Source organism: Streptomyces sp. JW3 (assembly GCF_052216785.1).
GTDB lineage: Bacteria > Actinomycetota > Actinomycetes > Streptomycetales > Streptomycetaceae > Streptomyces.
Genome location: NZ_JBQOUX010000053.1, coordinates 18,065 through 43,542, shown reverse-complemented (window position 1 = coordinate 43,542; position 25,478 = coordinate 18,065). Strand labels below are relative to the sequence as shown.

Sequence of the window (25,478 nt, the reverse complement as noted above, 5' to 3'; positions counted from 1 at the left end):
CCGCGCCCTGCCGAACAGGTGATCGACAGCCGGGGCGGGGCTGCGTACCCTCCGTGCGGTGAACACCCACCCCGCTCTGCTGGACCACCTCGTCCTCGCCACCCCGGACCTGGCCGCGACGGTCGCCGACTTCACCCGGCGTACCGGGGTGGCCCCCGCGCCCGGCGGCGCGCACCTCGGGCGCGGCACCCGCAACTTCCTGGTGTCGCTGGGCGGCACTGGTTATCTGGAGATCATCGGACCCGATCCGGCGCAGCCCGCGCCCCGGGGGCCGCGCCCGTTCGGTGTCGACGGGATCTCCAAGCCGGCCATCGTGACCTGGGCGGTCCGCCCGCCCGACCTGGACGCGGCGGTGGCGGCGGCCCGGCTGCGGGGCTACGACCCCGGGCCGGTGCGTCCGATGAGCCGCCGCCGGCCCGACGGCACCCTGCTGTCCTGGCGGCTGACCGACGGCGCCGGCGCGCACCCGTCGGGCCTGGTGCCGTTCCTCATCGACTGGGGCGACACCGTCCATCCGTCGGCCGGCCTTCCGGTGACACCGCTGCTGTCGCTGTCGGCGACCGCTCCCGACCCGGACGAGATCCGCCCGCTCCTCGCCGCCCTGGGCACCGGGCTGCCGCTGGGCACCGGGCCGGCGGGGTTCTCGTGCACGGTGGGTTCGGAGCGGGGGCCGGTGGGGATCGGCTGAGGGGGGCACCCCTGCCCCCGTCCCCCGCCGCCGGTTCTTTCCTGACTCGGAGGACAGTCGGAGGGCTAGAACGACGTGACGACGACCCGCGCCACCTCCGGGTCCCGCAGGGCCGCGTATCCGGTGTCGATCTCGTGCAGGGCGATCCGCCGGGAGACGAGGCCGTCGAGGTTCAGGTGTCCGCGCAGGCAGAGGTCGGCGTAGCGGGGGATGTCCCGCCGCGGGTCCCCGGCGCCCATGATCAGGCCCTGGACGCGTTTCTGCTGGAGCAGCAGCCGGGGCAGGGAGAGGGTCAGTTCGCCGTCGCCCGGCGCCAGTCCCACCACGTGGACACCGCCGCCGAGCGCGGTCATGTCCAGGGCCTGCCGGGTCGTCGCGGCCGTGCCGACGATGTCGAAGGCGTGCCGCACTCCCCCGCCGGTCATTTCACGGACCGCCGCGGCGGCGTCGGTGTCGGCCGAGTTGACGACGTCCGTGGCGCCGAACTCCCGCGCGCGGCGCAGCCTGCCGTCCTGGACGTCGAGGGCGACGATGCGCGAGGCGCCGGCGACCGCCGCACCGGCGACGGCGTTCAGGCCGACGCCCCCGACGCCGATCACGGCCACGGTCTCGCCCGCCCGGACCCGCGCGCCGTTGAGGACGGAGCCCACGCCGGTCAGCACCCCGCAGCCGAGCAGGGCGGCGCAGGCGAACGGCAACCGGCGTGGCACGGCGGTCAGTTGGTTGGCGTGCACGAGGGCCCGCTGGGCGAAGCCGCCGAGCCCCATGCCCTGGGTGACGGGCCGGCCGGCGCGGCCGAGCCGTGGGCGTGGGCCGTGCCGGCCGGGGTCGCGCAGTGTCGCCTCGGGGTGCGGGCACTGGTGGGGCCGACCGTCGAGGCAGGCCGGGCAGCCGCCGCACCACTGCACGAGGCAGCCGACGACATGGTCGCCGGCGGTGAACTCGGTGACGTGCGGCCCGGTGGCGACGACGACTCCGGCGATCTCGTGCCCGAGGACGACCGGCAGGCGGAGCCGTCCCAGGCCGTGGGTGGCGAGGGTGAGGTCGGTGTGGCAGAGACCGGCCGCCCGTACCTCCATCAGCACCTCGCGGTCCACGGGGCGGTCGATGTCGACGTCCTGGACGGTGAATCCACCGCCCGGTGTCTGCACCACCGCGGCTCTCACGCCCGGACCCTGTCCAGGAAGAAGTAGAAGAAGGGGCCGTCGCCGAAGCCCTTGCCGTTCATGATGCCCATCAGCGTGCGGTCGTCGACCGCCTTGAAGTGGTCGAGCACCGGCTGGCCGTCGTACACCATCGTGGCCGTCACCTCGCCGCGGAACTCGACCATCCACAGGCTGGCCTCGCCCTTGCCGAGGGTGGTGTCGGAGTAGAGGTTCCCGTCCTCGCCGCGCATGATCAGCGGCTTGGCGTCGGCGGCGGCGGCGAAGGTCTTGCCGTACCAACCGGACGCTCGCAGCCGTCCGTTCAGCGGATGCCCGGTGTCGAACTCGCCGCCCCGCCACGCGCCGAGGATGTCCTCGACGCGGACGGCCGGCAACGCGGCCCACACGGTGTCGAGTTCGTCTGCCGATACGGCCGACTCCTTGCCACGCAGGACCGCGAACCGGGTTCGTGCCTCGTCGATGTCCATCGGAGCCCTCCTGTGAACGCGATGCCGGGTACGAGAGGTACACACGAGAGAGATACAAACATCCACAGTATGTATCAGTGTTTCGCCGAGGACCAGAGTCGGGCCGGCGGATGCGGGCGGGCGGGCGGGGGAGGAACACGCCGGATTCGACCGGTACGTCAGTGATCCTGTCGTCGGACGTCGCCACCGCGCCGGGGCGGCTTCTTGGCCGCGATCCGGTCCCGCAGGGTCTCGCGCACCGCCGGCCACTCACTGGCGAGCAGGCTGTAGTACAGCGAGTCGCGGCGAGTGCCGTCCTGACGCCGCATGTGACTGCGCAACGTGCCCTCGTGGACCAGGCCGAGCCGGGTCAGGGCGCGCTGGGACCGCTCGTTGAGGTTGTCGGTGCGCAGCGCGAGCCGTACGAGTCCCAGGTCCTCGAAGGCGTGGGCGAACAGCAGCAGTTTGGACTCGGCGTTGTACGGACCGCCCCAGCAGGAGCGGTCGAACCAGGTCGCGCCGATCTCCGCGCGTCCCTCGGCCGGGTCGATGTCGTACAGGCTGGTCGAGCCGATCACCGCGTCGTCACCGCGCCGCTGGACGGCGAAGCAGCGCCGGGCGGGGTCGGCGAGCATCCGGTCGAGCATCGCGCGCGTCTCGGCCACCGTGCCGGGGCGCGGCCGGGGCATCCAGCGCCAGACCTCCGGGTCGGAGGCGGACGGGAACAGGGCGTCGGCGTGGTCGGCGGACAGGGGTATGAGGCGGACGGTGTCACCGAGGAGGGGTGCGGGAGTCACCGGCCCACACTAGGGCCGCCGATCACGACAGCGGAGGTAGCGGGGACGCGGGACGGGGATGTCCGGCGACGACGCGGCCCGCGGCCTGCTGGACGCCGACGCCGCGGAAGACGGAGACGGCGCCGCGGCAGGCCGCGTCCCGGCCGACGAGGGTGGTGTCCAGGCCCAGCATCAGCAACGGCAGATCCATTCACCTTGCGTTAACCCCAAGTCCTCATGCCGTTTGGGGGATTCTCTCAGCGGCCTTTCATGTCTTACCGATTCCTTACGGGGAGACCGATCACCCCACGGATCGAGAGGACCCCATGACTGGCTGGCTGACACGCCGCCGCCGGGCCGTCGGCGCGAGCGACGACGAGGCGCCCGCGGCGGCGCCCGGCGAACCGCCGCACCGGACGGCGACCGAAGAGGCCCTGCGGGTGGCCAGCAGACTGCACGCCTTCAACCGCTACGAACTCAAGTACCTGGTCCCGGTCGAACAGGCCGCCGCGATCCGCGCCGAACTGGGCGAGCGGATGGACCAGGACCCGCACAGCCCCGTCGGCGGCTACGGCGTGTGGAGCCTGTACTACGACACGCCGCAACTGCGCTTCTACTGGGAGAAGATCGAGGGGCTGAAGTTCCGCCGCAAGCTGCGCATCCGGCACTACGGCGACCTCGACGGCGTCACCGACGAGTCCCCGGTCTGCGTGGAGATCAAGCAGCGGGTCAACCGGGTCACCCAGAAACGCCGCATCACCCTGCCGTACGCCACGGCCCGCCACCTGTGCGACGACCGGGAGGAGATACCGCACTCCCCCGGGGAACGGGCCTTCGTCCACGAGGTGCTCGAACTCGTCGTCCGGCTCAACCTCCAGCCCACCGCCATCACCGGCTACCAGCGCGAGGCCCTGGCCGGCCGGGACCAGGACACGGGGCTGCGGGTCACCTTCGACCGCCGGATCCGCGGCCGGGACCGCGACTTCCACTTCGGCACCGCGAACCCCGAGAACCGGTTCATCGTCCCGCCGCACCTGACGGTGATGGAGATCAAGGTCAACGAACGCGCCCCGTACTGGATCACCGATCTCGCCGCCCGGCGCAACCTGAACCTGATCCGGGTCTCCAAGTACGTGCAGAGCGTCGAGTCGTTCGGCCTGGCGCCCCGGTCGGTCTTCCACGTCCGGGAGGAAGACCTCCCGTCCCCCACCACCCCCACCACCCCCACCACTCCCGACCCCCACCGCACCACGGAGGTACTGCACTCGTGAACCTCGACCTTCAGGACCTGAGCGGCACGTTCAGTGTCACGGACATCGTGCTGGCCATGACCCTGTCCTTCGTCCTCTCGACGATGATCGGATACGTCTATCGGGCCACCCACAAGAACGTCAGCTACAGCCAGTCCTATGTGCAGACCCTGGTCATCGTCGGCATGGTGGTCGCACTGATCATGCTGGTGGTGGGCTCCAACCTGGCCCGCGCCTTCTCGCTGGTCGGCGCCCTGTCGGTGGTCCGGTTCCGCAACGCGGTCAAGGAGACCAGGGACGTCGGGTTCGTCTTCCTGGTGATGGCCATCGGCATGGCCTGCGGCGCCCGCTTCTACACCCTGGCCGCCGTGGGCGGCGTGGTCATCGCGCTGATCGTCCTGGCGATGAGCAAGTTCAACTGGTTCGCCCTCAACGTCCAGCGCCAGGTCGTCAAGGTCCAGGTCCCGGCCGGCGAGGACCACACCCAGACCATCCAGGACGTGCTGCTGCGCTTCACCGACGAGTTCGAGCTGGTCAGCACGGAGTCCATCCGGGGCGGCACACTGACCGAGGTGTTCTACACGGTCCGGATCAAGAAGGGGCACGAACCCGGTGAGCTGGTGGCCGCGCTCCGGGAACGGACCATGGGCCAGCGCGTGACCGTCCTGACCGGTTACGACCAGACGGACCTGTGATGGCGGCGCCCCGCGGTCCGCTGGTGCACCGCGTCCCGCTGCGGCTGCGGCACCACTGGAAGCCGACCGCGCTGCTGGCCGCGGGCATGGCCGTGCTGCTGATCTTCTTCGGCGACGCGCGGGTCAGCCCGTTCGTCACCAGCGCCTCGCTGGCGGACGCGGACGAGATCACGGACGACGTCACGGGCACGGTCGCTCTGTTCGACACCTCCGAGGCCCACACGGTCCGGCTCGAGTACGACGAGACCGACTTCGCCGACATGATGGCGAAGTACCAGGACGAGGGCGAGAAGGAGTACATCGAGGCCGATCTCACCATCGACGGGGTGTACCTGAACGACGTGGGCATCCGGCTGAAGGGCAACTCCACCCTCCAGAGCCTGCGCGGGACTTCGCGCGGCGGAGCCGGCGCGGCGGGCGGAGCGGCCGGTGGTGCCCGCCCGACCGGCGCGCCCCAGCCGGGCGGCGACGGACCGCAGGGCCTCCCGCCGGGCGGCCAGGACGGTGGACAGCCCCAGCAGCAAGAACAGGGTGGCGGAGGAGCGGGCGGCGGCGGCATGGCGCAGTACGACCTCTCCGCGTCCAAGCCCGAGGAACTGCCCTGGCTGATCAGCATCGACGAGTACGTCGAGGGCCGCGCCTACCAGGGTCACCGCGAACTGTCGCTGCGCCCCGGCGTCGACGACGCGCTGCCGCTGAACGAGGCTCTGTCGCTGTCCCTGATGGAGAAGTCCGGTCAGACGGCGGAGAACTACGCCTTCACCGCCCTGACGGTCAACAACCGTCCGGCCGCGACCCGGCTCATGGTGGAGAACCCGAGCAAGGACTGGGTCGACACGGAGATCGACGACACGGGTGTGGCGTACAAGGCGCGGGCCGGCGGCAGCTTCGACTACGTCGGCGACGACCCGACCGACTACGAGACGTCCTTCAAGCAGCTCAACCTGAAGGGCAGCCAGGACCTCTCGCCGGTGATGAAGCTGCTGAAGTGGGTGAACCAGGCGTCCGACGAGGAGTTCGCCGCGGATCTGGACCAGTACGTCGACGTCGGCTCCTTCGCCGAGTACGTGGCCACGCAGAACCTGATCCTGAACTTCGACGACATGGCCGGACCGGGCAACAACTACGTGCTCTGGTACGACCTGGACACCGAGAAGTTCTCCGTACTCGGCTGGGACTTCAACCTGACCTTCTCCGGCACCGCCACCACCGGCCCCGACGACAGCACCAGCATGGGCGGGGGCGGGGGCGGCGGCAAGGGCACCGACGACGGCGACGGGCAACAACAGCGCGGCGGCGGCATGGGCGGCAACGTCCTCAAGGAACGGTTCCTGGCGACGGACGCCTTCGACAGCGTCTACCACTCCGCCTACAAGAAGCTGTACCGGAGCTTCTTCGCCTCCGGTCACGCCCTCGACGCCCTCGCCTCGCTCACCGCGCAGGCCAAGCGGTCCGGCGCCGACGGCGAGTCCGTCGCCACCGCGGCCGAGTCGCTGCGCGGCACGGTCGAGGAACGCACCGGCAGCCTGGCGAGGAACGAGGTGATCACCGGCTGATTCCCGGCGGCGGGCCGCATGGGGCGCACCCCATAGGGTGAACCCCATGTCTGCCACGTTGAGTTCCGCGAGAACCCGCGCCGCACTCCGCACCGGGGCCCGCCTCTCCCTCGACCTGCTGCTGCTTCTCGCGATGCTCGCGGTGACCCTCTGGCTGCTGGGCCGGATGTGGTCGGTCGTGTGGCCGCTGGTCGTCGGCCTGCTGCTCACCACCCTCACCTGGCCGCCGGCCCGCTTCCTGCGCCGGCACGGCTGGCATCCGGCGCTCGCCGCGACCACGGTGACCGTGGTGTTCCTGCTGGCCGCCGCCGGTGTGGTGGCGCTGATCGCCGTACCGATGGCCTCCCAGACCGACGAGCTGACCGACGGGGTGGTCGAGGGCATCCAGCATCTGCGGGACTGGGCCGCGGGGCCGCCGCTGAACATCGGTGACGCCCAGATCACCAGTGCCGCGGACTCCGCGATGGCCCGGATCCAGGACAGCGTCGGCAGTGTGGTCGACACGGTCGCCACCGGCGTGGGCACGGTCGTCAACGGGCTGGTCACCGCCGTACTCGCCGTCTTCCTGATGTTCTTCTTCCTCAAGGACGGGCCGCGGTTCCTGCCGTGGCTCACCCGGCAGCTGCCCGGCCGGCTCGCCACCGACGTGCCGGCCGTCACCAAGCGGGCCTGGACCACCCTGGGTTCCTTCGTCCGGTCCCAGGCGCTGGTGGGGCTGCTGGACGCCGTCTTCATCGGGCTCGGTCTGTGGATCCTCGGGGTGCCGCTGGTGCTGCCGCTGGCGGTGCTGACGTTCGTGTCCGCGTTCGTGCCCATCATCGGCGCGCTGTTCGCCGGTTTCGTCGCGGTCCTCATCGCGCTGGTGTCCAACGGCCTGACGGACGCGCTGATCGCGCTGGCCATCATCATCGTGGTGCAGCAGTTGGAGGGCAACGTGTTCCAGCCGATCATCCAGAGCCGCGGGCTGGGGCTGCACGCCGCGGTGATCCTGCTGGCGGTGACGCTGGGCGGCTCACTGGCCGGCATCGTGGGCAGCCTGCTGGCCGTGCCGGTCGCCGCGCTGATCGCGGTGATCTGGAACTACGTACGCGAGCAGTTGAGCGACCCGCCCCGGGAGCCGGAGCCGGAGACGGCCGCGCCCGCGTGAGCGCGGCGGCGGCCGTCCGCGGGGTCAGGCCAGCGGGTCGTGGCCCCAGTTCATCAGCGAGTGGCGCCACTTGGTGTCCGCCACATCGCCGGACGGGCGCTGGGCCAGGTGCCGGCGGAGGTAGCCGGTGACCTTGCGCATGTGCGCGTAGTCGTCGTCGGTGAGGTCGCCCTTCTTCGCACGCAGGAGCGCCACGATCCGGCGGCCGGAGGCGTGCCCGGTGGACTCTCCCCCGTCCTTGTGCTGTCCGGCCTCCTGCGACTCCTCGGTGGCCAGCCACTTCTCCAGGTCGGCCGGTGCCATGTTCACCAGCGCGCGGAAGTCGTCCCAGGTCTCGCGGTGGCCGTCGCCGCTCATTTCTTCTTCTTCAGGGCCGACGGCTTGTGCACGGCGGACTTGCCCGACTTCGCGCTGCGTACCTGGTACTGCGGGTCCTCCGGGGAGGCGTCCACCGTGCGGCCGGCCGCCTCCGTCCGCTCGGTGATCTTCTTCTCGACCTTGCCCTCGGTCTCGCTGCCGTGACTCTTCCAGGCGACCTTGTCGCCCTTCCCGATCTTGTTCCCGCCGCCACCGCTCTTCGCCATGCCGTTCTCCCTCCTGCCGACCGCTCGCGACTCTCGCCCTTCCAGCGTGGGTCCGCGCGGCCGGTCCCGCACCCGAGGGGCCTACGGGGTGACCCGCACCGGCAGGCTGTGCGGGCCGCGGATCAGCATGCCGGTGCGCCAGGTGATCGCCGCCGGGTGGATGTCCAGGGCGAGGCCGCCGCAGCGCCGCAGCAGGGTGCCGATGGCGATCCGGGCCTCCAGCCGGGCCAGCGGTGCGCCCAGGCAGTAGTGGATGCCGTGGCCGAAGGCGACGTGGCCGCGGGCGTCCCGGGTGATGTCGAAGCGGTCGGGGGCCGGGAACCGGCCGGGGTCGCGGTTGGCGTCGGCCAGGGCGACGAGGACCAGTTCGCCGCCGCCGGGCACGGTGGTGCCGCCGATCGTCACCGGTTCGGTGGTGAAGCGGTAGGTGGGGGTCTCCACCGGGGAGTCGTAGCGCAGCATCTCCTCCACCGCGCCCTCCATGAGGCCGGGGTCGGCGCGCAGGGCCGCCAGTTGCTCCGGATGGGTGAGCAGGGCGAGGACGCCGTTGGAGATGAGGTTGACGGTGGTCTCGTGGCCGGCGACGAGCAGCAGCCAGGCCATGCCGAGCAGTTCCTCCGGCGAGAGCGAGTCGCCGTCCTCGTCCTGGCCGTGGATGAGGGCGCTGAGCAGGTCGTCGCCGAGGTGGTGGCGCTTGTCGTCGACCAGTGTGGTCAGGTAGCCCATCATGGCGGCGGCCGCGGCCTCGCGCCGGTCCGGGTCGATGGCGCCGAGCGCCTCGTTCGACCAGTTGCGGAAGGCGCCGCGGTCCAGGTCGGGGACGCCGAGCAGGTCGCAGATGACGGAGATCGGCAGCGGGAAGGACAGCGCCTCGACCAGGTCCACCCGTCCGTCGGGGGCGGCGAGCATGGCCTCGACGAGTTCGTCGGTGGTCTTCTGGACGCGGGGCGCGAGCTGCTCCACGCGCCGGGGGGTGAACTCCCGGGCGACCAGTTTCCGCAGCCGGGTGTGGTCGGGCGGGTCGGCGCGCAGCATGTGCCGGCCGGCCGAGACCGCGCCGAGCCGCAGCGCGGGCGCCGCCCTGCTCCACTCCTTGGTGAGCCGGGGGTCGGTCAGCGCGGCCCGGCCGGCCTCGTAGCCGACGACCAGCCAGGCTTCCGCGCCCTCCGGCATCCGGATGTGGTGGACCGGGCCCTGGTCCCGTAAGCGCGCGTAGACGGGGTACGGGTCGCGGGTGAAGGACTCGCCGAGCGCGGCGAGATCTACGACGGTCATGCTGCTGCCACCTCACTGGAGCCGGTTGCGGGAACGGCCCGCACCAGGATGGCGGCCACCGGGCGCCCGGGTCCAGAGGGCCCGGGGCCGCCCCGGTCAGGGTTGGGTGAAGGGCAGGACGTCCACCAGGGCGGCGATCTCGTCCTGGTCCGGCACCCGCTCGGTGAAGACGATCCGGTAGAGGACGAACCCGAGCCAGCTGTCGACCAGGGCGGCGACGGGCAGCGCGGCCGGCAGCTCACCGCGCTCCCTGCCGCGTTCCAGCAGCCGGCGCAGCGGCTCCAGGCGGGCGGCGAGCAGGTCGCGCAGTTCGGTGCGGCCGGCCTCACCCCGCTCGACGAGGGCGCCGGCCACCACGCTGGGGTCGCCGAGCAGGGTCAGGGTGCGCACCAGGGAGACCAGCGAGGCGATCGCGTCCGCGCGGGTGCTGCCGGTGTCGGGCGGCGGCTCGGGGGCCAGCCGGTCGGCCACCGCCTCGGTGACCACCGCCGCCTTGTTGGGCCACCAGCGGTACAGCGTCATCCGGGCCACCCCGGCGCGGGCGGCGATGCGCTCCATGGTGACCCGGTGGTAGCCGAGCTCGGCGACCAGCTCGCGGGTCGCCCGCAGCACGGCGGCGTGCGCGTCCGGGTCGCGGCGGCGGCCGCGGCGGGGCCGGGCGGCCGGTTCCTGCGTCATCGTCTCACCCTCTTCGTCTCACCCTCTGGAATAACGCGACAGTACGTACTGTCTAATAATAGTGAGAAACAGTGGCTCAAGGAGGCTCCTCATGACGAACAGGTTCGACGGCAAGGCCGTGCTCATCACCGGCGGCGGCTCGGGACTGGGCCGGGCGACGGCGCTCCGGCTGGCCGCCGAGGGCGCGAAGCTGTCCCTCGTCGACGTGAGCGAGCAGGGGCTGGCCGAGACCGCCGCCGAGATCGAGCAGGCGTCCCCCGGCACCGAGGTGCTGCTGATCACCGCCGACGTGAGCGACGAGGCGGACGTGCGGCGCTATGTCGAGGAGACGAGGAGCGCGTACGGCCGGATCGACGGCTTCTTCAACAACGCGGGCATCGAGGGCCGGCAGAACCTCACCGAGGAGTTCGGCGGCGACGAGTTCCAGCGGGTCGTGGCGATCAACCTCCAGGGCGTGTTCTTCGGCCTGAAGCACGTGCTGGCCGTCATGCGCGAGCAGGGCGGCGGCAGCGTCGTCAACACCGCCTCGGTCGGCGGCATCCGGGGCGTGGGCAACCAGTCCGGCTACGCGGCCGCCAAGCACGGCGTGGTCGGCCTCACCCGCAACTCCGGTGTGGAGTACGGGCAGTTCGGCATCACCGTGAAGGCCATCGCACCGGGTGCCATCATGACCCCGATGGTCGAGGGCTCGCTCAAGCAGCTGGACCCGGTCAACTGGGAAGAGGCCGGGCGGCAGTTCGTCAGCTCCAACCCGATGAAGCGCTTCGGCCGCCCCGAGGAGGTCGCCGGGCTGGTGGCGTTCCTGCTGTCGGACGACGCCTCCTTCATCAACGCCACGGTCGTCGCGGTCGACGGCGGCCAGTCCGAGAAGTACTGATCCGAGGCCGCGCCCGGCGGGACTCCCCCGGGCCCGCCGGTGCCCGCGGTGATCATCGCCCGCGGGCACTGGCATAGTGCGCGCATGCGCCACCGGATACGGATCACCAGACGCCCGGCCGCCCTCACGGCGACGCTCGCCGCGCTCCTCGCCACCGCCTCGGGCCCGGCCGCGGCCGACGACACCGGCGGGGTCCTGCTGAAGCTCGAAACCCCGGGCACCCACCTGCTCTACCACGCCGACGAGGGCGCGGACGCCCGGGTCGAGGACTTCCCGGTGCCCGTCGCCGTCGCGCCGAGCGCGGGCGGCGACGCGCGGGACGTCGAGGTCGTGGTGGACACCACCGGCCTGAAGGGGGTGGCCGTGGCGGAGCCGGGCGGGGCCGGCAACTGTGTGCACAAGGGTCCCGTGTTCACCTGTGCCTACGGCGACGTGCAGAACGGCGACGGGGAGTCGAACATCCCGTTCCTGCTGCGCGGTGTGGACGGCGTCGCCCCCGGCGACAGCGGCACGGTCACCTACCGGGTCACCGCCGCCAACGCGTCCCCGGTCACCGGCCTCACCCGCATGACCGTGGGCGGTCCCACGCTGCACACCCCGGAGCAGGCCGGGACGGTCACCGGCGCGGCCCCCGGGACACCTCAGACGGTGACACCCGCCTTCGCCAACCGCAGCCGCTTCACCGCGAGCGAGGGCGTCGCCCTGCTGCTCACCGCGCCGGAGGGCCTGCGGCTGACGTCCCGCCCGGCCAACTGCCGCTTCACCACGGACTCGACCTCCGCGTGGTGCCGGTTCGCCACCGAGGCCGGCCCGGACACCGCCTACCGCACCAGTTCCCCCGTCCGCTTCACCGCCGAGGCCGGCCAACTGTCCGGGACCCTCTCCTACCGCTGGTCCGCCGAGACCACCGCCCCCGCCGACCACCCGGAACGCGGCGACGAGGCCCCGCTGAAGCTGACCCGCACCAGCGCCACCGGCCTCACCGCCGACCGCACCGAGGTGCACGTCGAGACCACGGTGCAGGCCGACTACGAGCCGGTCACGGCGACCGTACGGGGCCGGGTCGGCGACACCGTGACGGTGCGGCTCGGGCTGCGCGACCACGGCCCCGGCCGGCTGCCCGGCACGGAGACGATGGGCGGCTTCCAGGTGATCCCGCCGGACGGCACCACCGTCACCTCCGTCCCGTACAGCTTCGAGGGCGACGACAGCGACTGGGCCTGCGAGCGGCCCCGGAGGGGCGACGGGGCCGTCGACTGCGCCATCGGCGACGACGGCTTCTACGAGGTACGGCACGAGGGCGGCACGACCGTCATCGGCTTCCGGGTCCGCATCGACCGGCGGGTCCCCGGAGCGCACGGCACCATCCGCACGTACAACCCCTACGACCGCACCCCCGGCAACGACACCGCCACCATCCCCCTGGCCGCCTCACCTGCCCTGCCCTACCGGCCGTATCGGGACCCGTTGGTGTGGAGCGCGCTCGGGGCGGGGGCCGCCGCGGTGGCGGGGCTGGTGATCCGGCGCCGCCGGCGGCGGGTCTAGGGAGAGTCAGCCGTCGGCGCGCAGCCGGCGCAGATAGTCCTCGGGGCGCCGGTACGGCGCGTCCTGGGCGCCGGGGCGGTGCAGGGTGAGCCGTCCGTCGGGGTGCAGCCGTACGGTCGTCGTCGCCCGTCGCCGCCCGGCCGCCGGGTGCGGTGCGGCGAGTACGGGGACGGTGGCCGGGAACATGGCGAGCGCCTCGTCGGTGTGGGCGGCGGGCGGGCGGCCGGTGCGGTTGGCGCTGCTGACGTACAGGACCGGATGGTCGTCCAGGAGCGGGCGCACCGGTTCCCAGCGGGCGCCGAACAGAAGCATCCAGCCGTCCTTGGCGGCCGGGGCCGTCCAGGCCGGGCGTTCGGTGTCCGGGCGCAGCGGCAGCAGCACGGTGAGGTGTTCCTCGGTGAGCAGGCGGCGGGCCAGCGCGCGGTCGGCGGGGGTGAGGTCCCAGAGCGGATCGAGTGCGCGCAGGGTGGCCGGGTGGTGGGCCCACAGGGCGACGGGCTGGGTGAGGGGCCGTTCCTTGGCCGCGTTGACGGCCGGCGCGTGGACGGCGGTGACCACGTGGGTCAGCGGCGCCGGGTTGGGCAGGACGACGGGCCGTCCGGCGGCCAGGGCACGGCGGGTCTCGGCGAGGGTCGCCGGCGTCCGGGCGGAGGCGTTCGCCGTCACAGCGGCTCCTGGGTGGTGCGGGTGCGGGGTCGGACGGTGCGGGTCGTCGCGGGGTGTGCCGGCGCCGGGGCGTACGGGGCGTCCGTACCCCCGGCGGCGGCGTCGTACCGTCTCGTTCCTCGGACGGTCACCGTCCGGTCAGCAGACGCCGTCGCCCGGCTTGGGGTTGCCCAGGCCGAACAGCGGACGGAGCTTGAGACCGGCCCAGGTGCCGACCAGCGCGAAGGCGCCCCACACCCAGCCGCTGAGGCTGCCCGAGGCGATGCCCGCGAGGTAGGCGCCGATGTTGCAGCCGCCGGCCAGCCGCGCGCCGATGCCCATCAGCACCCCGCCGAGCACCGAGGCGACCGCCGTCCGCCACGGGATGCCGCGGTGCAGGGCCCAGCTGCCGCCGAGGGCCGCGGCGACGGCCGCGCCGATCATGATGCCGATGTCGGTGAGGCTGGTCTTGTCGGCCAGGACCGGGCCCGCCAGCATGTCGGCGTTGCCGGGCTGCCGCCACCAGGTCCAGTTCTCGGGGTGGCCGCCGAGCGCGCCCACCAGTTCCGAGCCCCACAGGCTGAACGCGCTGGTGACGCCCCAGGCGCCGCCGGAGACCAGCAGCACGCCGGCTCCGAGCACGGCCAGGGCCAGGGCGCCCGCGGCCAGCGGCCAGGAGCCGCGCAGGGCCCGGACGGCCGCGCCGCGCGCCGAGGGGACGGGGCCGAGCGGCGGCGGGTTGCGACGGGCCTGGACGCGGCGCGAGACGACCACGACGAGCAGCAGCGCGGCGATCGTCACCGCCCAGGAGCCGAACCAGCCGATGTGGTCGGACAGCACCACCGGGTCCCAGGCCGGCAGGTCCTTCCACAGGTCGAACTGCCAGGCGGCGAGGGTGGCGCCGGCGATGAACCCGGCGAGGGTCAGCACCACCGAGGTCTGTCCCGAGCCGACGGCGAAGAGGGTGCCGGAGGCGCAGGCGCCGCCCAGTTGCATGCCGATCGCGAAGAGCGCCGAGCCGGCCACCAGGCCGACGCCGAGCGAGCCGCCCGACGGGGCCGGCTGGGAGCCGAACAGTCCGGTGCCGGTGCCGATGATCACCGCGAACAGCGTGGCGGTGGTGCCGAGCAGCAGGGTGTGGGCCCGCAGTCCGGTGCCGTTGCCGACCGCGACCAGCTGGCGCCAGGCGGAGGTGAAGCCGAAGCGGGAGTGGAACAGGGCGACGCCGAGGCCGAGTCCCAGCAGGAGCAGCACGCCGGGCTTGGCGCCGTGTGCGGACCACACGTAGGCGGTGAGGGCCACGGCCAGCAGCGCGGCCACGACCAGGGGGGTGCGCCGCACCGGCGGCAGGGGCGGCGCGTCCGGCCGGGCCGAGGAGGTGGGGGACGGGGTGAAGAGGCCGGTGGGCACGCGCGGCGGCGCGGCCGGCCCGGCGGGCGGGGCGGTGGTCACGGATGGTCTCCGGGGTGTGCACGGGAGCGACGGGCGGGGGCACGGGGCGCCCGGCGGCGCGGGTGGCGCGGACGGGCGGGTCTCAGCGGCGGCGACAGAGACCGTCGTCGACGCACCACGCGGAGGTCGCGAACAGCGCGAGGCACAGCAGGGGGGCCGGGGCAGACATGCGTGCGAATATACGGAACCACGGCCTCCGGAAGCCAAGCCGTCTCGCCATGCGGGCAGCATTTTGAGACGGCGGTGCGGTGGCAGCGGGAGGCCGGGACGGGACGGCACCGCGGCGGCAGTGGTACGGCGGTGGGTCAGACCCGGTCCAGTGGGCGGTGGGGGCCGTTCGGCGGTTCCGCCGTGATCGGGTCGCCGGGGCGGACCACGCCGCCCTCCCGCACCACGGTCATGATCCCGGCCCTGCGCACGATCCGGCCCGCCGCGTCGCGGCCCACGACCCGCTTGAGCAGGCCGTCCTGGAACGCGTCGATCTGGAGACAGGGATTGCGCAGGCCGGTCACCTCCAGCACCGCCGCCCCGCCGAGCCGCAGCAGGGTGCCGGCCGGGAGGCCGAGCAGGTCGATGCCGCGGGTGGTGACGTTCTCGCCGAGTTCACCGGGCGCGACCTTGAAACCGTCCTCGCCGACCTCGGTGAACAGTTCCTCGTGGATGAGGTGGACCTGGCGCAGGTTCGGCTGGGTGGGGTCCTGCGCGACCCGCGACCGGTGCTTGACGGTGACCCCGGCGTGCACGTCGCCCGCCACGCCCAGACCGGCCAGCAGGGTGATGCTCGGCCGGTTGGGCTTGGTGAACGAGTACTGCCCGTTGCTGCTGACCGCTGTCACTGTCCCGCGCATGGTCCGCGCCCCCCTTCTCGTGGCCTCCGCGGCCATCACCGGTACGACCCTAACCCTCTTGCCCGGGCGAGGGCCGGGGCGCCTGCCGGCACCCGTTCGGAGCAGCGGGGCAGGCCGGGCGGCCGGGCCGGACCGGGCGGCGGTCCGGCGGGGGTCGGGCCGCCGCCCGGGGCGGGCACGCCGGTGGGCCGACAGGGCCGGGTGGCCGGTCCCGCCGATTGCGGGCGCCGACCGGCTGGACTCTGATGGGAGCGCGGCCAGGGAGGAGCCGGCGCCCGAGCGCCGCCCCGCCGGTGCCGGGCGGCCCGGCGCCCTTGCCTCTCCCCCGCCCTTGCCCCACCTCTCCCCCACGAGGAGCACAGGCTCATGCCCATCTGCCCGACGCGTGACGGAGTCGAGATCTTCTACCAGGACTGGGGCAGCGGACGCCCGGTCGTCTTCATCCACGGGTGGCCGCTCAACGGCGACGCCTGGCAGGACCAGCTCAAGGCGGTCGCCGACGCCGGTTTCCGGGGCATCGCCCACGACCGCCGGGGGCACGGCCGCTCCACCCCGGTGTACGACGGCTACGACTTCGACACCTTCGCGGACGATCTGAACGACCTGGTCCACCACCTCGACCTGCGCGACGTCACGCTGGTCGCGCACTCCATGGGCGGCGGCGAACTCGCGCGCTACATCGGGCGCCACGGCACCGCGCGGGTCGCCTCCGCCGTCCTGCTCTCCGCCGTCACCCCGCTGATGGCCCAGGGGCCGGACAACCCCGAGGGGGTGCCGGGGCAGGTGCTGGACGGCATCAAGGCGGGCATCGTCAAGGAGCGGTCGCAGTTCTGGCAGGACACGGCGGTGGGGTTCTTCTCCGCGAACCGCCCGGGGAACAAGGTCACGCAGGGCAACAAGGACGCGTTCTGGTACATGGCCATGCGGCAGACGATCACGGGCGGCGTCGACTGCGTGGACGCGTTCGGCTACACCGACTTCCACGAGGACTGCCGCAGGTTCGACGTGCCGACGCTCATCGTGCACGGCGACGACGACCAGGTCGTCCCGATCGACGCCACCGCCCGCAAGGCCGCCCGGATCATCCCGGGGGCCACGCTCAAGGTGTACGAGGGCGGCTCGCACGGCATCGCGATGGTGGCCGGTGACAAGGAGCGGTTCAACGAGGATCTGCTCGACTTCCTCAAGAGCTGATCCGCTTTCTCAGGAGCCGATCCGTGCCGCGCGGTACGGCGTTCCGCGTGCGTACCGCCGGCCGCGCCCGCACGCTGGTGCCATGACCGCGACGCGCCCGGTGACCGTGTACCCGCCCGACGACGACGGCGGCCGGCGGGTGCGGGTGGACGGCGAGATCCTCGGCCGGGCGTTCAGCGTGCGGGACGTCGCCCGCTTCCTCCAGGAGGTCGGGCTCCAGGACTGGGACGAGATGGACGTGGTCCGCTCCCGCCTGATCGAGTGGCGCGGCGGCGGCCCGGGCGAGTGGGCCTCCGGCGCCTGACGGACAGCGCCTGACGGACCCGGCACACCGATGACAGCACGCCGGCCGGCCGCCTACCGCTGTCCGGCGGGCTGCTCGTCCCGCTCCGGGCTCCGGCCGCCGGAGCGGGCGAGACACGAGGTGACCACCACGAACGGCCATACGGACTGCACGGACGTCACCACCCGCTCGGCGAGTCCCGCGGCCCCGTGCGACTGCATCTCGGTCATGAACCAGATCCCGCCGGCCGCCATCAGAGCGGTCGCGGCGCACGCGGGTCCGGGCCGCAGCGCCCAGGGAGCCGCGCCGCCGCCCCACGCGGCCAGCACCGGCCACACCGCGAGCAGCGTGAAGCCGATCACGGTGGCGGTGCCGTGCCGCAGGGAACCGCCGCTGCTCGGCGCGGGCAGCGCCACCACCAGGAAGGCCGCGAGGCCGCCGCCGCCCAGCGCCAGCCGGCCGGCCCCGGAGGCGACCCGCAGTCCCCAGGCGGTCAGCAGATGGCAGACGCCCAGGGCGGCCAGCGCCCCGTTCATCACCCAGTAGCCGGGTCTCCCGTAGGCCCCCAGGACGCTGATGGTGCCGGTGACGGGGTCGTAGCCGGGTCCTTCCAGTGCCCCCGCGATCGTCCAGCCCACGATGAGCAGGACAGGCGCGCAGCCGGAGGAGAGCAGGGCCCAGCGGGGAACGATTCGCACCGGACCACCATAAAGCGGTCAGGTCCGGCGGGCGCCCGCTCCGGGCCGGTCAGGGACGGCCGGTGGCGGTCAGGGGCGCCAGCCGTACTGCGGGGGAATCCGCACGTCGCCGCCGAGTTCCCGGGCGGCGCGCCGGGCCCAGGTGGGCTCGCGCAGCAGTTGCCGGCCGATCAGGACCGCGTCGGCCTCGCCGGCGGCGAGGATCTTCTCCGCCTGGCCGGGGTCGGTGATCTCGCCGACGGCGGCCACCGGCATGTCCGTCTCCCGCTTGATCCGGGCGGCGAACGGCACCTGGTAGTTCGGTCCGACCGGGATGGTCACCCCGTCGGCGTTGCCGCCGGTGGAGACGTCCATCAGGTCCACCCCGTGCTCGGTGAGGATCCGGGCGAGGGCGACGGACTCGTCCGGGGTCCAGCCGCCCTCGTCCAGCCAGTCGGTGGCGGACAGCCGGAAGAACAGCGGGAGGTCGTCCGGCCAGACCTCGCGTACGGCGTCGACGACCTCGACGGCGTACCGGACGCGGTTGTCGAAGCTGCCGCCGTACTCGTCGGTGCGCCGGTTGCTGTGCGGGGAGAGGAAGTTGCCGATCAGGTAGCCGTGCGCGCCGTGTATCTCGACGACCTGGAAGCCGGCGGCGAGGGCGAGCCGGGCGGCGGCCCGCCACTGGTCGAGGGTCGCGCGGATCTCGTCGACGGTGAGTTCGTGCGGGACCTTCAGGCCGGGGTACGGCTCGGCGCTGGGGCCGACCGGGGTCCAGCCGTGCTCGTCCGGCCCGACCGGACGGTCGCCGTTCCAGGGCTGGCCGGTGGAGGCCTTGCGGCCGGCATGAGCGAGCTGGATGCCGGCGACGGTGCCCTGGCTCTTGAGGAAGTCGGTGATGCGGCGCAGTGCGCCGGTCTGCGTCTCGTTCCACAGGCCCAGGTCCTGGGGCGAGATGCGGCCCTCGGGGGAGATACCGGTGGCCTCGACAATGATCAGTCCGGTGCCGCCCGCGGCGCGGGCGCCGTAGTGCTGGAAGTGCCAGTCGGTGGCCACTCCCTCGGCCAGGCCCTCGGGGGCGGCGGAGTACTGGCACATCGGCGGCATCCACACCCGGTTGGGCACGGTCACCGAACGCAGGGTGCAGGGCTGGAAAAGAGAACTCACTCAGAAAACTCCAGACAGGAGGGCGTCCCAACAATTTGCACTCGTAGACATTACCACTTCGCGGATACCCGCATCCGCAATATACCGCGTACGCAAGCAACCACTGCTCTCCGCCGAGTTCCCTACATCGACTTCGCGTCGTAGTGGCCGGAGCACACGGACGGTTCACCCGGGGCCCATCCGACCGACGCGCACCTGCCCTCACGGACACTCCTGCGACAAGCGGACCGTGCCGGTGACGGCATTCGCACACCGGAGCTTCCCTTCCGACGCGTGTGTGATTTCTCGGGCCCTGGGCATCCCCCCGCAGCCCCGCCGAACGGCCGGGCGGCTGACCGGAAGGGCTCTCCAGACGGGACAGGGCAGGACCTAGCCTGATCCTGACCATGCTCAAAAGGGGGACGAATGGGCGCACTCGGCCGCGAAAAGGTGTCCGGATGACGGTGGGGGTTCTGATCGTCGACGACCACCCCCTGTTCCTCCAGGGACTGCGCAGCGCCCTGGACCCCGAAGGCGACCTGACGGTGGTCGGGGAGGCGGGCAGCGGCGAGGAGGCGGTGGAGGCCGTCGCGCGTCTCGGGCGGGCCGTGCAGGTGATCCTCATGGATCTGCGGCTGCCCCGGATGCCGGGCGTGGAGGCGATCCGCACGATCACCTCGGGGACCGCCGGGCACCGGCCGCGGGTGCTCGTCGTCTCCCTGTACGAGGACGACGACGAGGTGGTGGCGGCGCTGCGCGCGGGCGCTCACGGCTATGTGGCCAAGGAGGCGTCCCGGGACGAACTGCTGCGGGCGGTACGGACGGTGGCGGCGGGCGGCGCGGTCTTCAGCCCGTCCATCGCGGCCCGCCTGGGCACGTACTTCTCCGCCATCCACACCTTCCCCGGCCGCGTCGCCTTCCCCCACCTCACCAACCGGGAGCGGGAGATCCTCGACCTGCTGGCCCGCGGACACACCAACCGGCGGATCGCCCGGCACCTGTTCCTCTCGGACAAGACGGTGCGCAACCACGTGTCGCACATCTTCGCCAAGCTCCAGGTCAGGAACCGCGACGACGCCATGATCCGGGCCAGGGACGCCGGCCTGGGGTCGTAACGCGGTCCGCTGTATTTGCGCTACTCGCGCGAACTCTTGCGGAGAATTGACTGTCATGTGACGTGGCGGACGCCCGTACACCCCCGTGACCCCGAGGTCTGCTGACCGCAAGTCACGCAAGCGGATTTCCGTCCGTCGGGACTCGCATCCCAACCCATTGACAAACGTCAGAGCCGCCACAACTCTGTTGACGCGTTTTCCGCAAAAAATCGACTGAGTTGCTCAATTGGCGTGCAGTAATTCCCTGGAGGACCTCATGAGATGGAGACCCCTCGGCCGCCGGCCGCTGACCTGTGCCCTGATCGCCGGGCTCATGGCGGCCGGTCCGGCGCCGGTGGCCCTCGCCGCCCCGGCCCACGCCGCGCGACACTCGGCGCCGGCCGCCGCCGGCCCCAACCTCGCGCTCGGCCGTCCGGCCACGGCCGGCGGCGCGCACGGCGAGTACGCCGCCCGCAACGTCACCGACGGCGCGCAGGCGTCCTACTGGGAGGGTCCCGCCGGGTCCTTCCCGCAGTGGGTGCAGGCCGACCTGGGCACCGCCCGGGACGTGGAGCGGGTGGTGCTCAAGCTGCCGTCCGGCTGGGAGGGCCGGACCCAGACGCTCGCCCTCCAGGGCAGCACCGACGGTGCCGCCTTCCGCACCCTCGCCGCCTCGGCTGCCCGCGCCTTCGACCCGGCCCGCGCCAACACCGTCACCGTCGACCTGGCCGACCCGGCCGAGGTGCGCTACGTCCGCGTCCAGGTCACCGGCAACACCGGCTGGACCGCGGCGCAACTGGCCGAGCTGGAGGTGTACGGCGAGGACGTCACCACCGAACCACCGCCCACCGGCACCAACCTGGCGCGCGGCAAGCCGGCCGAGGCCACCTCGTCGACGCAGTCCTACGTCGCGGCCAACGCCACCGACGACTCCACCGCCACCTACTGGGAGGCCGCCGGACACCCCGCCGACCTCACCGTGAAGCTGGGCGCGGACGCGGACGTCACCGGAGTCGTGGTCAAGCTCAGTCCGGACCCGGTGTGGGCGGCCCGTACGCAGAGCATCGAGGTGCTGGGCCGGCAGGCGGCGGCGAGCGGCTTCAGCTCGGTGCGGGACCGGGCGGACTACGCGTTCGCCCCGGCCAACGGCAACACCGTGACGATCCCGGTCAGCGGCCGCTGGGCCGACGTACGGCTCAGGTTCTTCGCCAACTCCGGGGCGCCCGGCGGCCAGGTCGCCGAGTTCCAGGTGGTCGGCACCGCCGCGCCCGCGCCCGACCTGACCGTCACCGGCCTGGACTGGTCGCCCGCCGAGCCCAGCGAGCGGGACCCGGTGAGCGTCGGTGCCACCGTCCGCAACGCCGGGACGGCCCGCTCGGCCGCGACGACGGTCGAGGCGAGCGTCGAGGGGACGGTCACCGGCCGGGCCGACGTACCCGCCCTCGAACCGGGTGCCTCGGCCGAGGTGGCGGTGGACACCGGCACCCACCCGGCGGGGAGTTACGCGGTCTCCGCGGCCGTCGATCCGGGCAACACGGTCGCCGAGCTGGACGACTCCAACAACAGCCGCAACGCGGCGGACCGCCTCGTCGTCGCCCGGGCGCCCGGACCGGACCTGGAGGTCCGCTCGATCACCGCCGACCCGGCCAACCCGGCCGTGGGCGCGGCCGTCTCCTTCACGGTCGCCGTGCACAACGCCGGCACCACCGCCGTACCGGCCGGATCGGTGACCCGCCTCCAGGCCGGCGGCACCGTACTCAACGGCACCACCGGCCAAGTGGCCGCCGGAGCCACGGTGAACGTGCCGGTCAGCGGCGTCTGGACGGCGACCGCGGGCGGTGCCACGCTCACCGCGACCGCCGACGCCACCGGTGCCGTCGAGGAGACCGACGAGGACAACAACGTCCTCGCCAAGTCGCTCGTCGTGGGGCGCGGTGCCGCCGTGCCGTACACCGAGTACGAGGCGGAGGACGGCCGCTACGAGGGCACCTTGCTGGCCGCCGACGCCGAGCGGACCTTCGGACACACCGACTTCGGCACCGAGTCCTCCGGGCGCAAGTCGGTCCGGCTGGACGCCACCGGCGAGTACGTGGAGTTCACCTCGACCACCTCCACCAACTCCGTCGTGGTGCGCAACTCGGTCCCCGACGCACCGGCCGGCGGCGGCGCGGACGCCACCATCAGCCTCTACGCGGACGGCGAGTTCGTGCAGAAGGTGCCCCTGTCCTCCAAGCACAGCTGGCTGTACGGGAACACCGACGACCCGGAAGGACTCACCAACCGGCCCGGCGGTGACGCGCGGCGGCTGTTCGACGAGTCCCACGCGCTGCTGCCGACGACCTACCCGGCGGGCACCGTGTTCCGGCTCCAGCGGGACGCGAGCGACTCGGCCGCCTTCCAGGTCATCGACCTGATCGACCTGGAGCAGGTCGCGCCCCCGGCGGCCAAGCCGGCGAACTGCGTCTCCATCACCGAGTACGGGGCCGTGCCGAACGACGGGCTCGACGACACCGACGCCCTCCAGCGGGCGGTGACCGCCGACCAGAACGGGCAGATCCCGTGCGTGTGGGTGCCGGCCGGGCAGTGGCGTCAGGAGCAGAAGATCCTGACCGACGACCCGCAGAACCGGGGCCAGTACAACCAGGTCGGCATCCGGGACGTCACGATCCGCGGCGCCGGCATGTGGCACTCGCAGTTGTACACACTGACCCCGCCGCACGAGGCGGGCGGCATCAACCACCCGCACGAGGGCAACTTCGGCTTCGACATCGACGACAACACCCAGATATCCGACCTCGCCATCTTCGGCTCCGGCACCATCCGGGGCGGTGACGGCAACCAGGAGGGCGGCGTCGGTCTCAACGGCCGCTTCGGCAAGGGCACGAAGATCAGCAATGTGTGGATCGAGCACGCCAACGTCGGGGTGTGGGCCGGCCGCGACTACTCCAACATCCCCGAGCTGTGGGGCCCCGGTGACGGACTGGAGTTCACCGGCGTCCGCATCCGCGACACCTACGCCGACGGCATCAACTTCGCCAACGGCACCCGCGACTCGACCGTCTACAACTCGTCCTTCCGCAACACCGGCGACGACTCGCTCGCGGTGTGGTCCAGCAAGTACGTGAAGGACACCTCGGTGGACATCGGCCACGACAACCACTTCCGCAACAACACCATCCAGTTGCCGTGGCGGGCCAACGGGGTGGCGGTGTACGGGGGTTACGGCAACACCGTCGAGAACAACGTCATCTCCGACACGATGAACTACCCCGGCATCATGCTGGCCACCGACCACGACCCGCTGCCCTTCACCGGTCAGACGCTGCTCGCGGGCAACGCCCTGTACCGCACCGGCGGCGCGTTCTGGAACGAGGACCAGGAGTTCGGCGCCATCACCCTGTTCGCGCAGGGGCAGGACATCCCGGGTGTGACCATCCGGGACACCGAGATCCATGACTCGACCTACGACGGCATCCAGTTCAAGACGGGCGGCGGCGCGATGCCGGACGTGAGGATCACGAACGTCCGGATCGACAAGTCCAACAACGGCTCCGGCATCCTGGCGATGAGCGGCGCCCGGGGCAGCGCCACCCTGACGGACGTCACCATCACCGGCTCCGCCGAACAGGACGTGGAGATCGAACCGGGCTCCCAGTTCACCATCACGGGCACCCCGCAGGGGGCGGCCGCCCGGCGCGGCGACCGCTGATCCCGCCGGCCGCCCGCGCCGACATCGCGGGCGGCCGGCCTCGCTCTCGCCCCGGCCGCCGCCCCCGGGGTACTGTCCGCCACGCTGAACTCGCCCGGCCCCGCGCGTCTTCGGGAGGACACCGTGCCGACCACCACCGCGACCGCCACGACCAGCGCGCCGCCGGTCACCCTGGAGCGGGTCCGCCTCGGGGCCGGCGGTCCGCTGAGCGACGTACGGATCGAGAACGGACTGGTCACCGCCGTGTACCCGGCGGGCGAGGCACCCCGCGCCCCGGGGGAGCGCCTCCGCCTCGACGGCCGCACCCTGCTCCCCGGCCTGTGGGACTCGCACGTGCACATGGTGCAGTGGGCGGGGGTGCGCCGCCGGCTCGACCTGTCCGGCGCGCGGTCGGCCCGGCAGGCGGCCGACGCGGCCGGGAAGCGGGCCGCCGTCCGGCCGGCCGGTGAACTCCTCGTCGGTTACGGCTTCCGCGACGCACTGTGGCCGGACACACCCGGCAAGGGCCTGCTGGACGCGGTCACCGGGGACCGGCCCACTCTGCTGATCAGTGCCGACCTGCACTGCGCCTGGCTGAACTCCGCCGCCCTGGACGCCGTCGGACACGGCAGCCACCCGACCGGACTGCTGCGGGAGGGCGCGTGCCTGCGAGCGGTGGCCGACCTGACCGCCGTGTCCGCCAAGGTGACGGACCGCTGGGTGCGGGAGGCCGGCGCGGCGGCGGCCGCGCGGGGGGTCACCGGGATCATCGACTTCGAGTACGCCGACAACATCACCGACTGGACCCGGCGGGCGCACACCGCCCCGCCGGCGCTGCGGGTGGCGGCGGGCATCTGGCTCCCCCACCTGGACGCGGCGATCCGGCGCGGGCTGCGCACCGGGCAGGTACTCGACACGCCGGGCGGCCTGCTCCAGGTGGGGCCGTTCAAGCTGCTCGGCGACGGTTCGCTCAACACCCGCACCGCGCTGTGCCACGACGCCTATCCGGGCCTGGCCCCCGACGCGCCCGGCGCGCACGGGCTGGCGGAGGTGTCACCGCCGGACCTGGTCCGGCTGCTGCGGCACGCCTCCTCGCACGGCATCGTGCCCGCCGTGCACGCGATCGGGGACCGCGCCAACGAGAGGGTGCTGGACGCCTTCGAGGCGGTGCGCTGCCACGGCCGGGTGGAACACGGCCAGTTGCTGGCCGCCAAGGACGTTCCGCGCTTCGCCGAGCTGGGCGTCACGGTGGGCGTGCAGCCCAGCCACGCGGTGGACGACCGGGACGTGGCCGACCGGCACTGGCCCGGCCGTACCCACCGGGCGTACCCCTTCGCCGATCTGCTGCGGGCCGGGGCCGTCCTGGAGCTGGGGTCCGACGCGCCCGTCGCGCCGCTCGACCCCTGGCTGACCATCGCGGCCGCCGTGACCCGGACGGACGGGGTGCGCGAGCCGTGGCACCCGGAGCAGCGCATCCCGGTGGCGGACGCGCTCACCGGGTCCGCGCGGGGCAGACGGCTGATCCGGGCCGGCGACCCGGCGGACCTGGTGGTGACCGACGTGAACCCACTCGACACGGACCCGCGCACCCTGCGCGAGATGCCGGTGCACGCCACGATGACCGCCGGCACCTGGACCTACCGCACCCCCACCTGACCACCCGCACCGCCGAGACCGGCGGGCGACGGCACGCACATACCGGAACTGACGCACCCAACCTGGTACCGCGCCCCCGTACCGCCGGGTGCGCCGCCGGTCTACGGTGGAC

Annotated in this window: 25 protein-coding genes; 12 read left to right on the top strand and 13 right to left on the bottom strand. The window is 72.8% G+C overall.

Annotation, left to right across the window (positions count from 1 at the left end):
• The first annotated feature begins 58 nt into the window (after positions 1-58).
• Positions 59-688, top strand: a complete 630-nt coding sequence (locus tag ACTT8P_RS21785) for a VOC family protein (protein ID WP_442833372.1) — start codon at positions 59-61, stop codon at positions 686-688.
• Between the two features lie 65 nt (positions 689-753).
• Here ACTT8P_RS21785 and ACTT8P_RS21780 read toward each other — a convergent pair whose 3' ends face one another.
• The 4 genes from ACTT8P_RS21780 to ACTT8P_RS21765 form a co-directional block, all read right to left on the bottom strand.
• A complete protein-coding gene (locus ACTT8P_RS21780; RefSeq protein ID WP_442833371.1) occupies positions 754-1,854 on the bottom strand; it encodes a zinc-binding dehydrogenase in 1,101 nt (366 codons plus the stop codon).
• Positions 1,851-2,321, bottom strand: coding sequence for a DUF4334 domain-containing protein (locus tag ACTT8P_RS21775; RefSeq protein WP_442833370.1), 471 nt, complete (start codon positions 2,319-2,321; stop codon positions 1,851-1,853). The genes ACTT8P_RS21780 and ACTT8P_RS21775 overlap by 4 nt, the downstream gene beginning before the upstream one ends.
• 158 nt (positions 2,322-2,479) lie before the next feature.
• Positions 2,480-3,097 (bottom strand): GNAT family N-acetyltransferase, encoded by a 618-nt coding sequence (locus tag ACTT8P_RS21770; protein WP_442833369.1) that lies wholly within the window; start codon positions 3,095-3,097, stop codon positions 2,480-2,482.
• Positions 3,098-3,119: 22 nt separating this feature from the next.
• Positions 3,120-3,287 carry a hypothetical protein gene (locus ACTT8P_RS21765; RefSeq protein ID WP_442833368.1) on the bottom strand — a complete coding sequence of 56 codons (168 nt, stop codon included), beginning with the start codon at positions 3,285-3,287 and terminating at the stop codon, positions 3,120-3,122.
• Between the two features lie 115 nt (positions 3,288-3,402).
• Between ACTT8P_RS21765 and ACTT8P_RS21760 the strand changes: the two genes are divergently transcribed.
• From ACTT8P_RS21760 to ACTT8P_RS21745, 4 genes are read left to right on the top strand one after another with little or no spacing between them, the layout of a single operon-like run.
• Positions 3,403-4,347 carry a polyphosphate polymerase domain-containing protein gene (locus tag ACTT8P_RS21760; RefSeq protein WP_442833367.1) on the top strand — a complete coding sequence of 315 codons (945 nt, stop codon included), beginning with the start codon at positions 3,403-3,405 and terminating at the stop codon, positions 4,345-4,347.
• Positions 4,344-5,021, top strand: coding sequence for a DUF4956 domain-containing protein (locus tag ACTT8P_RS21755; RefSeq protein ID WP_442833366.1), 678 nt, complete (start codon positions 4,344-4,346; stop codon positions 5,019-5,021). Before ACTT8P_RS21760 ends, ACTT8P_RS21755 begins: the two co-directional genes overlap by 4 nt.
• Entirely contained in the window at positions 5,021-6,577 is a 1,557-nt protein-coding gene (locus tag ACTT8P_RS21750) for a CotH kinase family protein (protein WP_442833365.1), read from the top strand. Before ACTT8P_RS21755 ends, ACTT8P_RS21750 begins: the two co-directional genes overlap by 1 nt.
• Before the next feature lie 46 nt (positions 6,578-6,623).
• Positions 6,624-7,724: an AI-2E family transporter gene (locus ACTT8P_RS21745; protein WP_442833364.1), complete on the top strand. Its 1,101-nt coding sequence runs from the start codon at positions 6,624-6,626 to the stop codon at positions 7,722-7,724.
• A gap of 24 nt (positions 7,725-7,748) precedes the next feature.
• On the opposite strand, the gene ACTT8P_RS21740 is transcribed toward ACTT8P_RS21745, so the two are convergent.
• The 4 genes from ACTT8P_RS21740 to ACTT8P_RS21725 all read right to left on the bottom strand — a co-directional run bounded on the left by ACTT8P_RS21740 (position 7,749) and on the right by ACTT8P_RS21725 (position 10,261).
• A complete protein-coding gene (locus ACTT8P_RS21740) occupies positions 7,749-8,081 on the bottom strand; it encodes a DUF3140 domain-containing protein (RefSeq protein WP_442833363.1) in 333 nt (110 codons plus the stop codon).
• Positions 8,078-8,308 carry a DUF2945 domain-containing protein gene (locus ACTT8P_RS21735; RefSeq protein WP_442833362.1) on the bottom strand — a complete coding sequence of 77 codons (231 nt, stop codon included), beginning with the start codon at positions 8,306-8,308 and terminating at the stop codon, positions 8,078-8,080. The genes ACTT8P_RS21740 and ACTT8P_RS21735 overlap by 4 nt, the downstream gene beginning before the upstream one ends.
• Before the next feature lie 81 nt (positions 8,309-8,389).
• Positions 8,390-9,583, bottom strand: coding sequence for a cytochrome P450 family protein (locus ACTT8P_RS21730; protein ID WP_442833361.1), 1,194 nt, complete (start codon positions 9,581-9,583; stop codon positions 8,390-8,392).
• A gap of 96 nt (positions 9,584-9,679) precedes the next feature.
• Positions 9,680-10,261, bottom strand: coding sequence for a TetR/AcrR family transcriptional regulator (locus ACTT8P_RS21725; protein WP_442833360.1), 582 nt, complete (start codon positions 10,259-10,261; stop codon positions 9,680-9,682).
• A 91-nt stretch (positions 10,262-10,352) separates the two neighbouring features.
• Between ACTT8P_RS21725 and ACTT8P_RS21720 the strand changes: the two genes are divergently transcribed.
• On the top strand, positions 10,353-11,138 hold the full coding sequence (locus ACTT8P_RS21720; protein WP_442833359.1) for a glucose 1-dehydrogenase: 786 nt from the start codon (positions 10,353-10,355) through the stop codon (positions 11,136-11,138).
• A gap of 84 nt (positions 11,139-11,222) precedes the next feature.
• The gene (locus tag ACTT8P_RS21715) at positions 11,223-12,683 is read left to right on the top strand and encodes a hypothetical protein (protein WP_442833358.1); all 1,461 of its coding nucleotides are present in this window, start codon (positions 11,223-11,225) and stop codon (positions 12,681-12,683) included.
• 6 nt (positions 12,684-12,689) lie between these two features.
• On the opposite strand, the gene ACTT8P_RS21710 is transcribed toward ACTT8P_RS21715, so the two are convergent.
• From ACTT8P_RS21710 to ACTT8P_RS21700, 3 genes are all read right to left on the bottom strand, one after another.
• On the bottom strand, positions 12,690-13,349 hold the full coding sequence (locus ACTT8P_RS21710; protein ID WP_442833357.1) for a Sua5/YciO/YrdC/YwlC family protein: 660 nt from the start codon (positions 13,347-13,349) through the stop codon (positions 12,690-12,692).
• Between the two features lie 138 nt (positions 13,350-13,487).
• Positions 13,488-14,780, bottom strand: a complete 1,293-nt coding sequence (locus ACTT8P_RS21705; RefSeq protein WP_442833356.1) for a YeeE/YedE family protein — start codon at positions 14,778-14,780, stop codon at positions 13,488-13,490.
• 305 nt (positions 14,781-15,085) lie between these two features.
• Positions 15,086-15,628, bottom strand: coding sequence for an MOSC domain-containing protein (locus ACTT8P_RS21700; RefSeq protein ID WP_442833355.1), 543 nt, complete (start codon positions 15,626-15,628; stop codon positions 15,086-15,088).
• Positions 15,629-15,994: 366 nt separating this feature from the next.
• On the opposite strand from ACTT8P_RS21700, the gene ACTT8P_RS21695 reads away from it, so the two are divergent.
• Positions 15,995-16,822: an alpha/beta fold hydrolase gene (locus ACTT8P_RS21695; protein ID WP_442833354.1), complete on the top strand. Its 828-nt coding sequence runs from the start codon at positions 15,995-15,997 to the stop codon at positions 16,820-16,822.
• 82 nt (positions 16,823-16,904) lie between these two features.
• The gene (locus tag ACTT8P_RS21690; protein WP_442833353.1) at positions 16,905-17,126 is read left to right on the top strand and encodes a hypothetical protein; all 222 of its coding nucleotides are present in this window, start codon (positions 16,905-16,907) and stop codon (positions 17,124-17,126) included.
• 53 nt (positions 17,127-17,179) lie between these two features.
• On the opposite strand, the gene ACTT8P_RS21685 is transcribed toward ACTT8P_RS21690, so the two are convergent.
• Both ACTT8P_RS21685 and ACTT8P_RS21680 read right to left on the bottom strand, forming a co-directional pair.
• Positions 17,180-17,803 carry a DUF998 domain-containing protein gene (locus ACTT8P_RS21685; RefSeq protein WP_442833352.1) on the bottom strand — a complete coding sequence of 208 codons (624 nt, stop codon included), beginning with the start codon at positions 17,801-17,803 and terminating at the stop codon, positions 17,180-17,182.
• A gap of 69 nt (positions 17,804-17,872) precedes the next feature.
• Entirely contained in the window at positions 17,873-18,949 is a 1,077-nt protein-coding gene (locus ACTT8P_RS21680) for an NADH:flavin oxidoreductase/NADH oxidase (RefSeq protein WP_442833351.1), read from the bottom strand.
• Positions 18,950-19,386: 437 nt separating this feature from the next.
• Here ACTT8P_RS21680 and ACTT8P_RS21675 point away from each other — a divergent pair, with 437 nt between their 5' ends.
• From ACTT8P_RS21675 to ACTT8P_RS21665, 3 genes are all read left to right on the top strand, one after another.
• Complete coding sequence (locus tag ACTT8P_RS21675; RefSeq protein WP_442833350.1) at positions 19,387-20,043, top strand: response regulator; 657 nt, start codon at positions 19,387-19,389, stop codon at positions 20,041-20,043.
• Between the two features lie 256 nt (positions 20,044-20,299).
• Positions 20,300-23,731, top strand: a complete 3,432-nt coding sequence (locus ACTT8P_RS21670) for a CARDB domain-containing protein (RefSeq protein WP_442833349.1) — start codon at positions 20,300-20,302, stop codon at positions 23,729-23,731.
• Between the two features lie 123 nt (positions 23,732-23,854).
• Positions 23,855-25,366, top strand: a complete 1,512-nt coding sequence (locus ACTT8P_RS21665) for an amidohydrolase (protein ID WP_442833348.1) — start codon at positions 23,855-23,857, stop codon at positions 25,364-25,366.
• Positions 25,367-25,478 lie beyond the last annotated feature (112 nt).

Coding starts and splice junctions, on each gene's coding strand:
- ACTT8P_RS21775 (WP_442833370.1), bottom strand. CDS start 2,321: ATGGACATCGACGAGGCACGAACCCGGTTCGCGGTCCTGCGTGGCAAG.
- ACTT8P_RS21765 (WP_442833368.1), bottom strand. CDS start 3,287: ATGGATCTGCCGTTGCTGATGCTGGGCCTGGACACCACCCTCGTCGGC.
- ACTT8P_RS21760 (WP_442833367.1), top strand. CDS start 3,403: ATGACTGGCTGGCTGACACGCCGCCGCCGGGCCGTCGGCGCGAGCGAC.
- ACTT8P_RS21750 (WP_442833365.1), top strand. CDS start 5,021: ATGGCGGCGCCCCGCGGTCCGCTGGTGCACCGCGTCCCGCTGCGGCTG.
- ACTT8P_RS21745 (WP_442833364.1), top strand. CDS start 6,624: ATGTCTGCCACGTTGAGTTCCGCGAGAACCCGCGCCGCACTCCGCACC.
- ACTT8P_RS21740 (WP_442833363.1), bottom strand. CDS start 8,081: ATGAGCGGCGACGGCCACCGCGAGACCTGGGACGACTTCCGCGCGCTG.
- ACTT8P_RS21735 (WP_442833362.1), bottom strand. CDS start 8,308: ATGGCGAAGAGCGGTGGCGGCGGGAACAAGATCGGGAAGGGCGACAAG.
- ACTT8P_RS21730 (WP_442833361.1), bottom strand. CDS start 9,583: ATGACCGTCGTAGATCTCGCCGCGCTCGGCGAGTCCTTCACCCGCGAC.
- ACTT8P_RS21725 (WP_442833360.1), bottom strand. CDS start 10,261: ATGACGCAGGAACCGGCCGCCCGGCCCCGCCGCGGCCGCCGCCGCGAC.
- ACTT8P_RS21720 (WP_442833359.1), top strand. CDS start 10,353: ATGACGAACAGGTTCGACGGCAAGGCCGTGCTCATCACCGGCGGCGGC.
- ACTT8P_RS21715 (WP_442833358.1), top strand. CDS start 11,223: ATGCGCCACCGGATACGGATCACCAGACGCCCGGCCGCCCTCACGGCG.
- ACTT8P_RS21700 (WP_442833355.1), bottom strand. CDS start 15,628: ATGCGCGGGACAGTGACAGCGGTCAGCAGCAACGGGCAGTACTCGTTC.
- ACTT8P_RS21695 (WP_442833354.1), top strand. CDS start 15,995: ATGCCCATCTGCCCGACGCGTGACGGAGTCGAGATCTTCTACCAGGAC.
- ACTT8P_RS21690 (WP_442833353.1), top strand. CDS start 16,905: ATGACCGCGACGCGCCCGGTGACCGTGTACCCGCCCGACGACGACGGC.
- ACTT8P_RS21675 (WP_442833350.1), top strand. CDS start 19,387: ATGACGGTGGGGGTTCTGATCGTCGACGACCACCCCCTGTTCCTCCAG.
- ACTT8P_RS21670 (WP_442833349.1), top strand. CDS start 20,300: ATGAGATGGAGACCCCTCGGCCGCCGGCCGCTGACCTGTGCCCTGATC.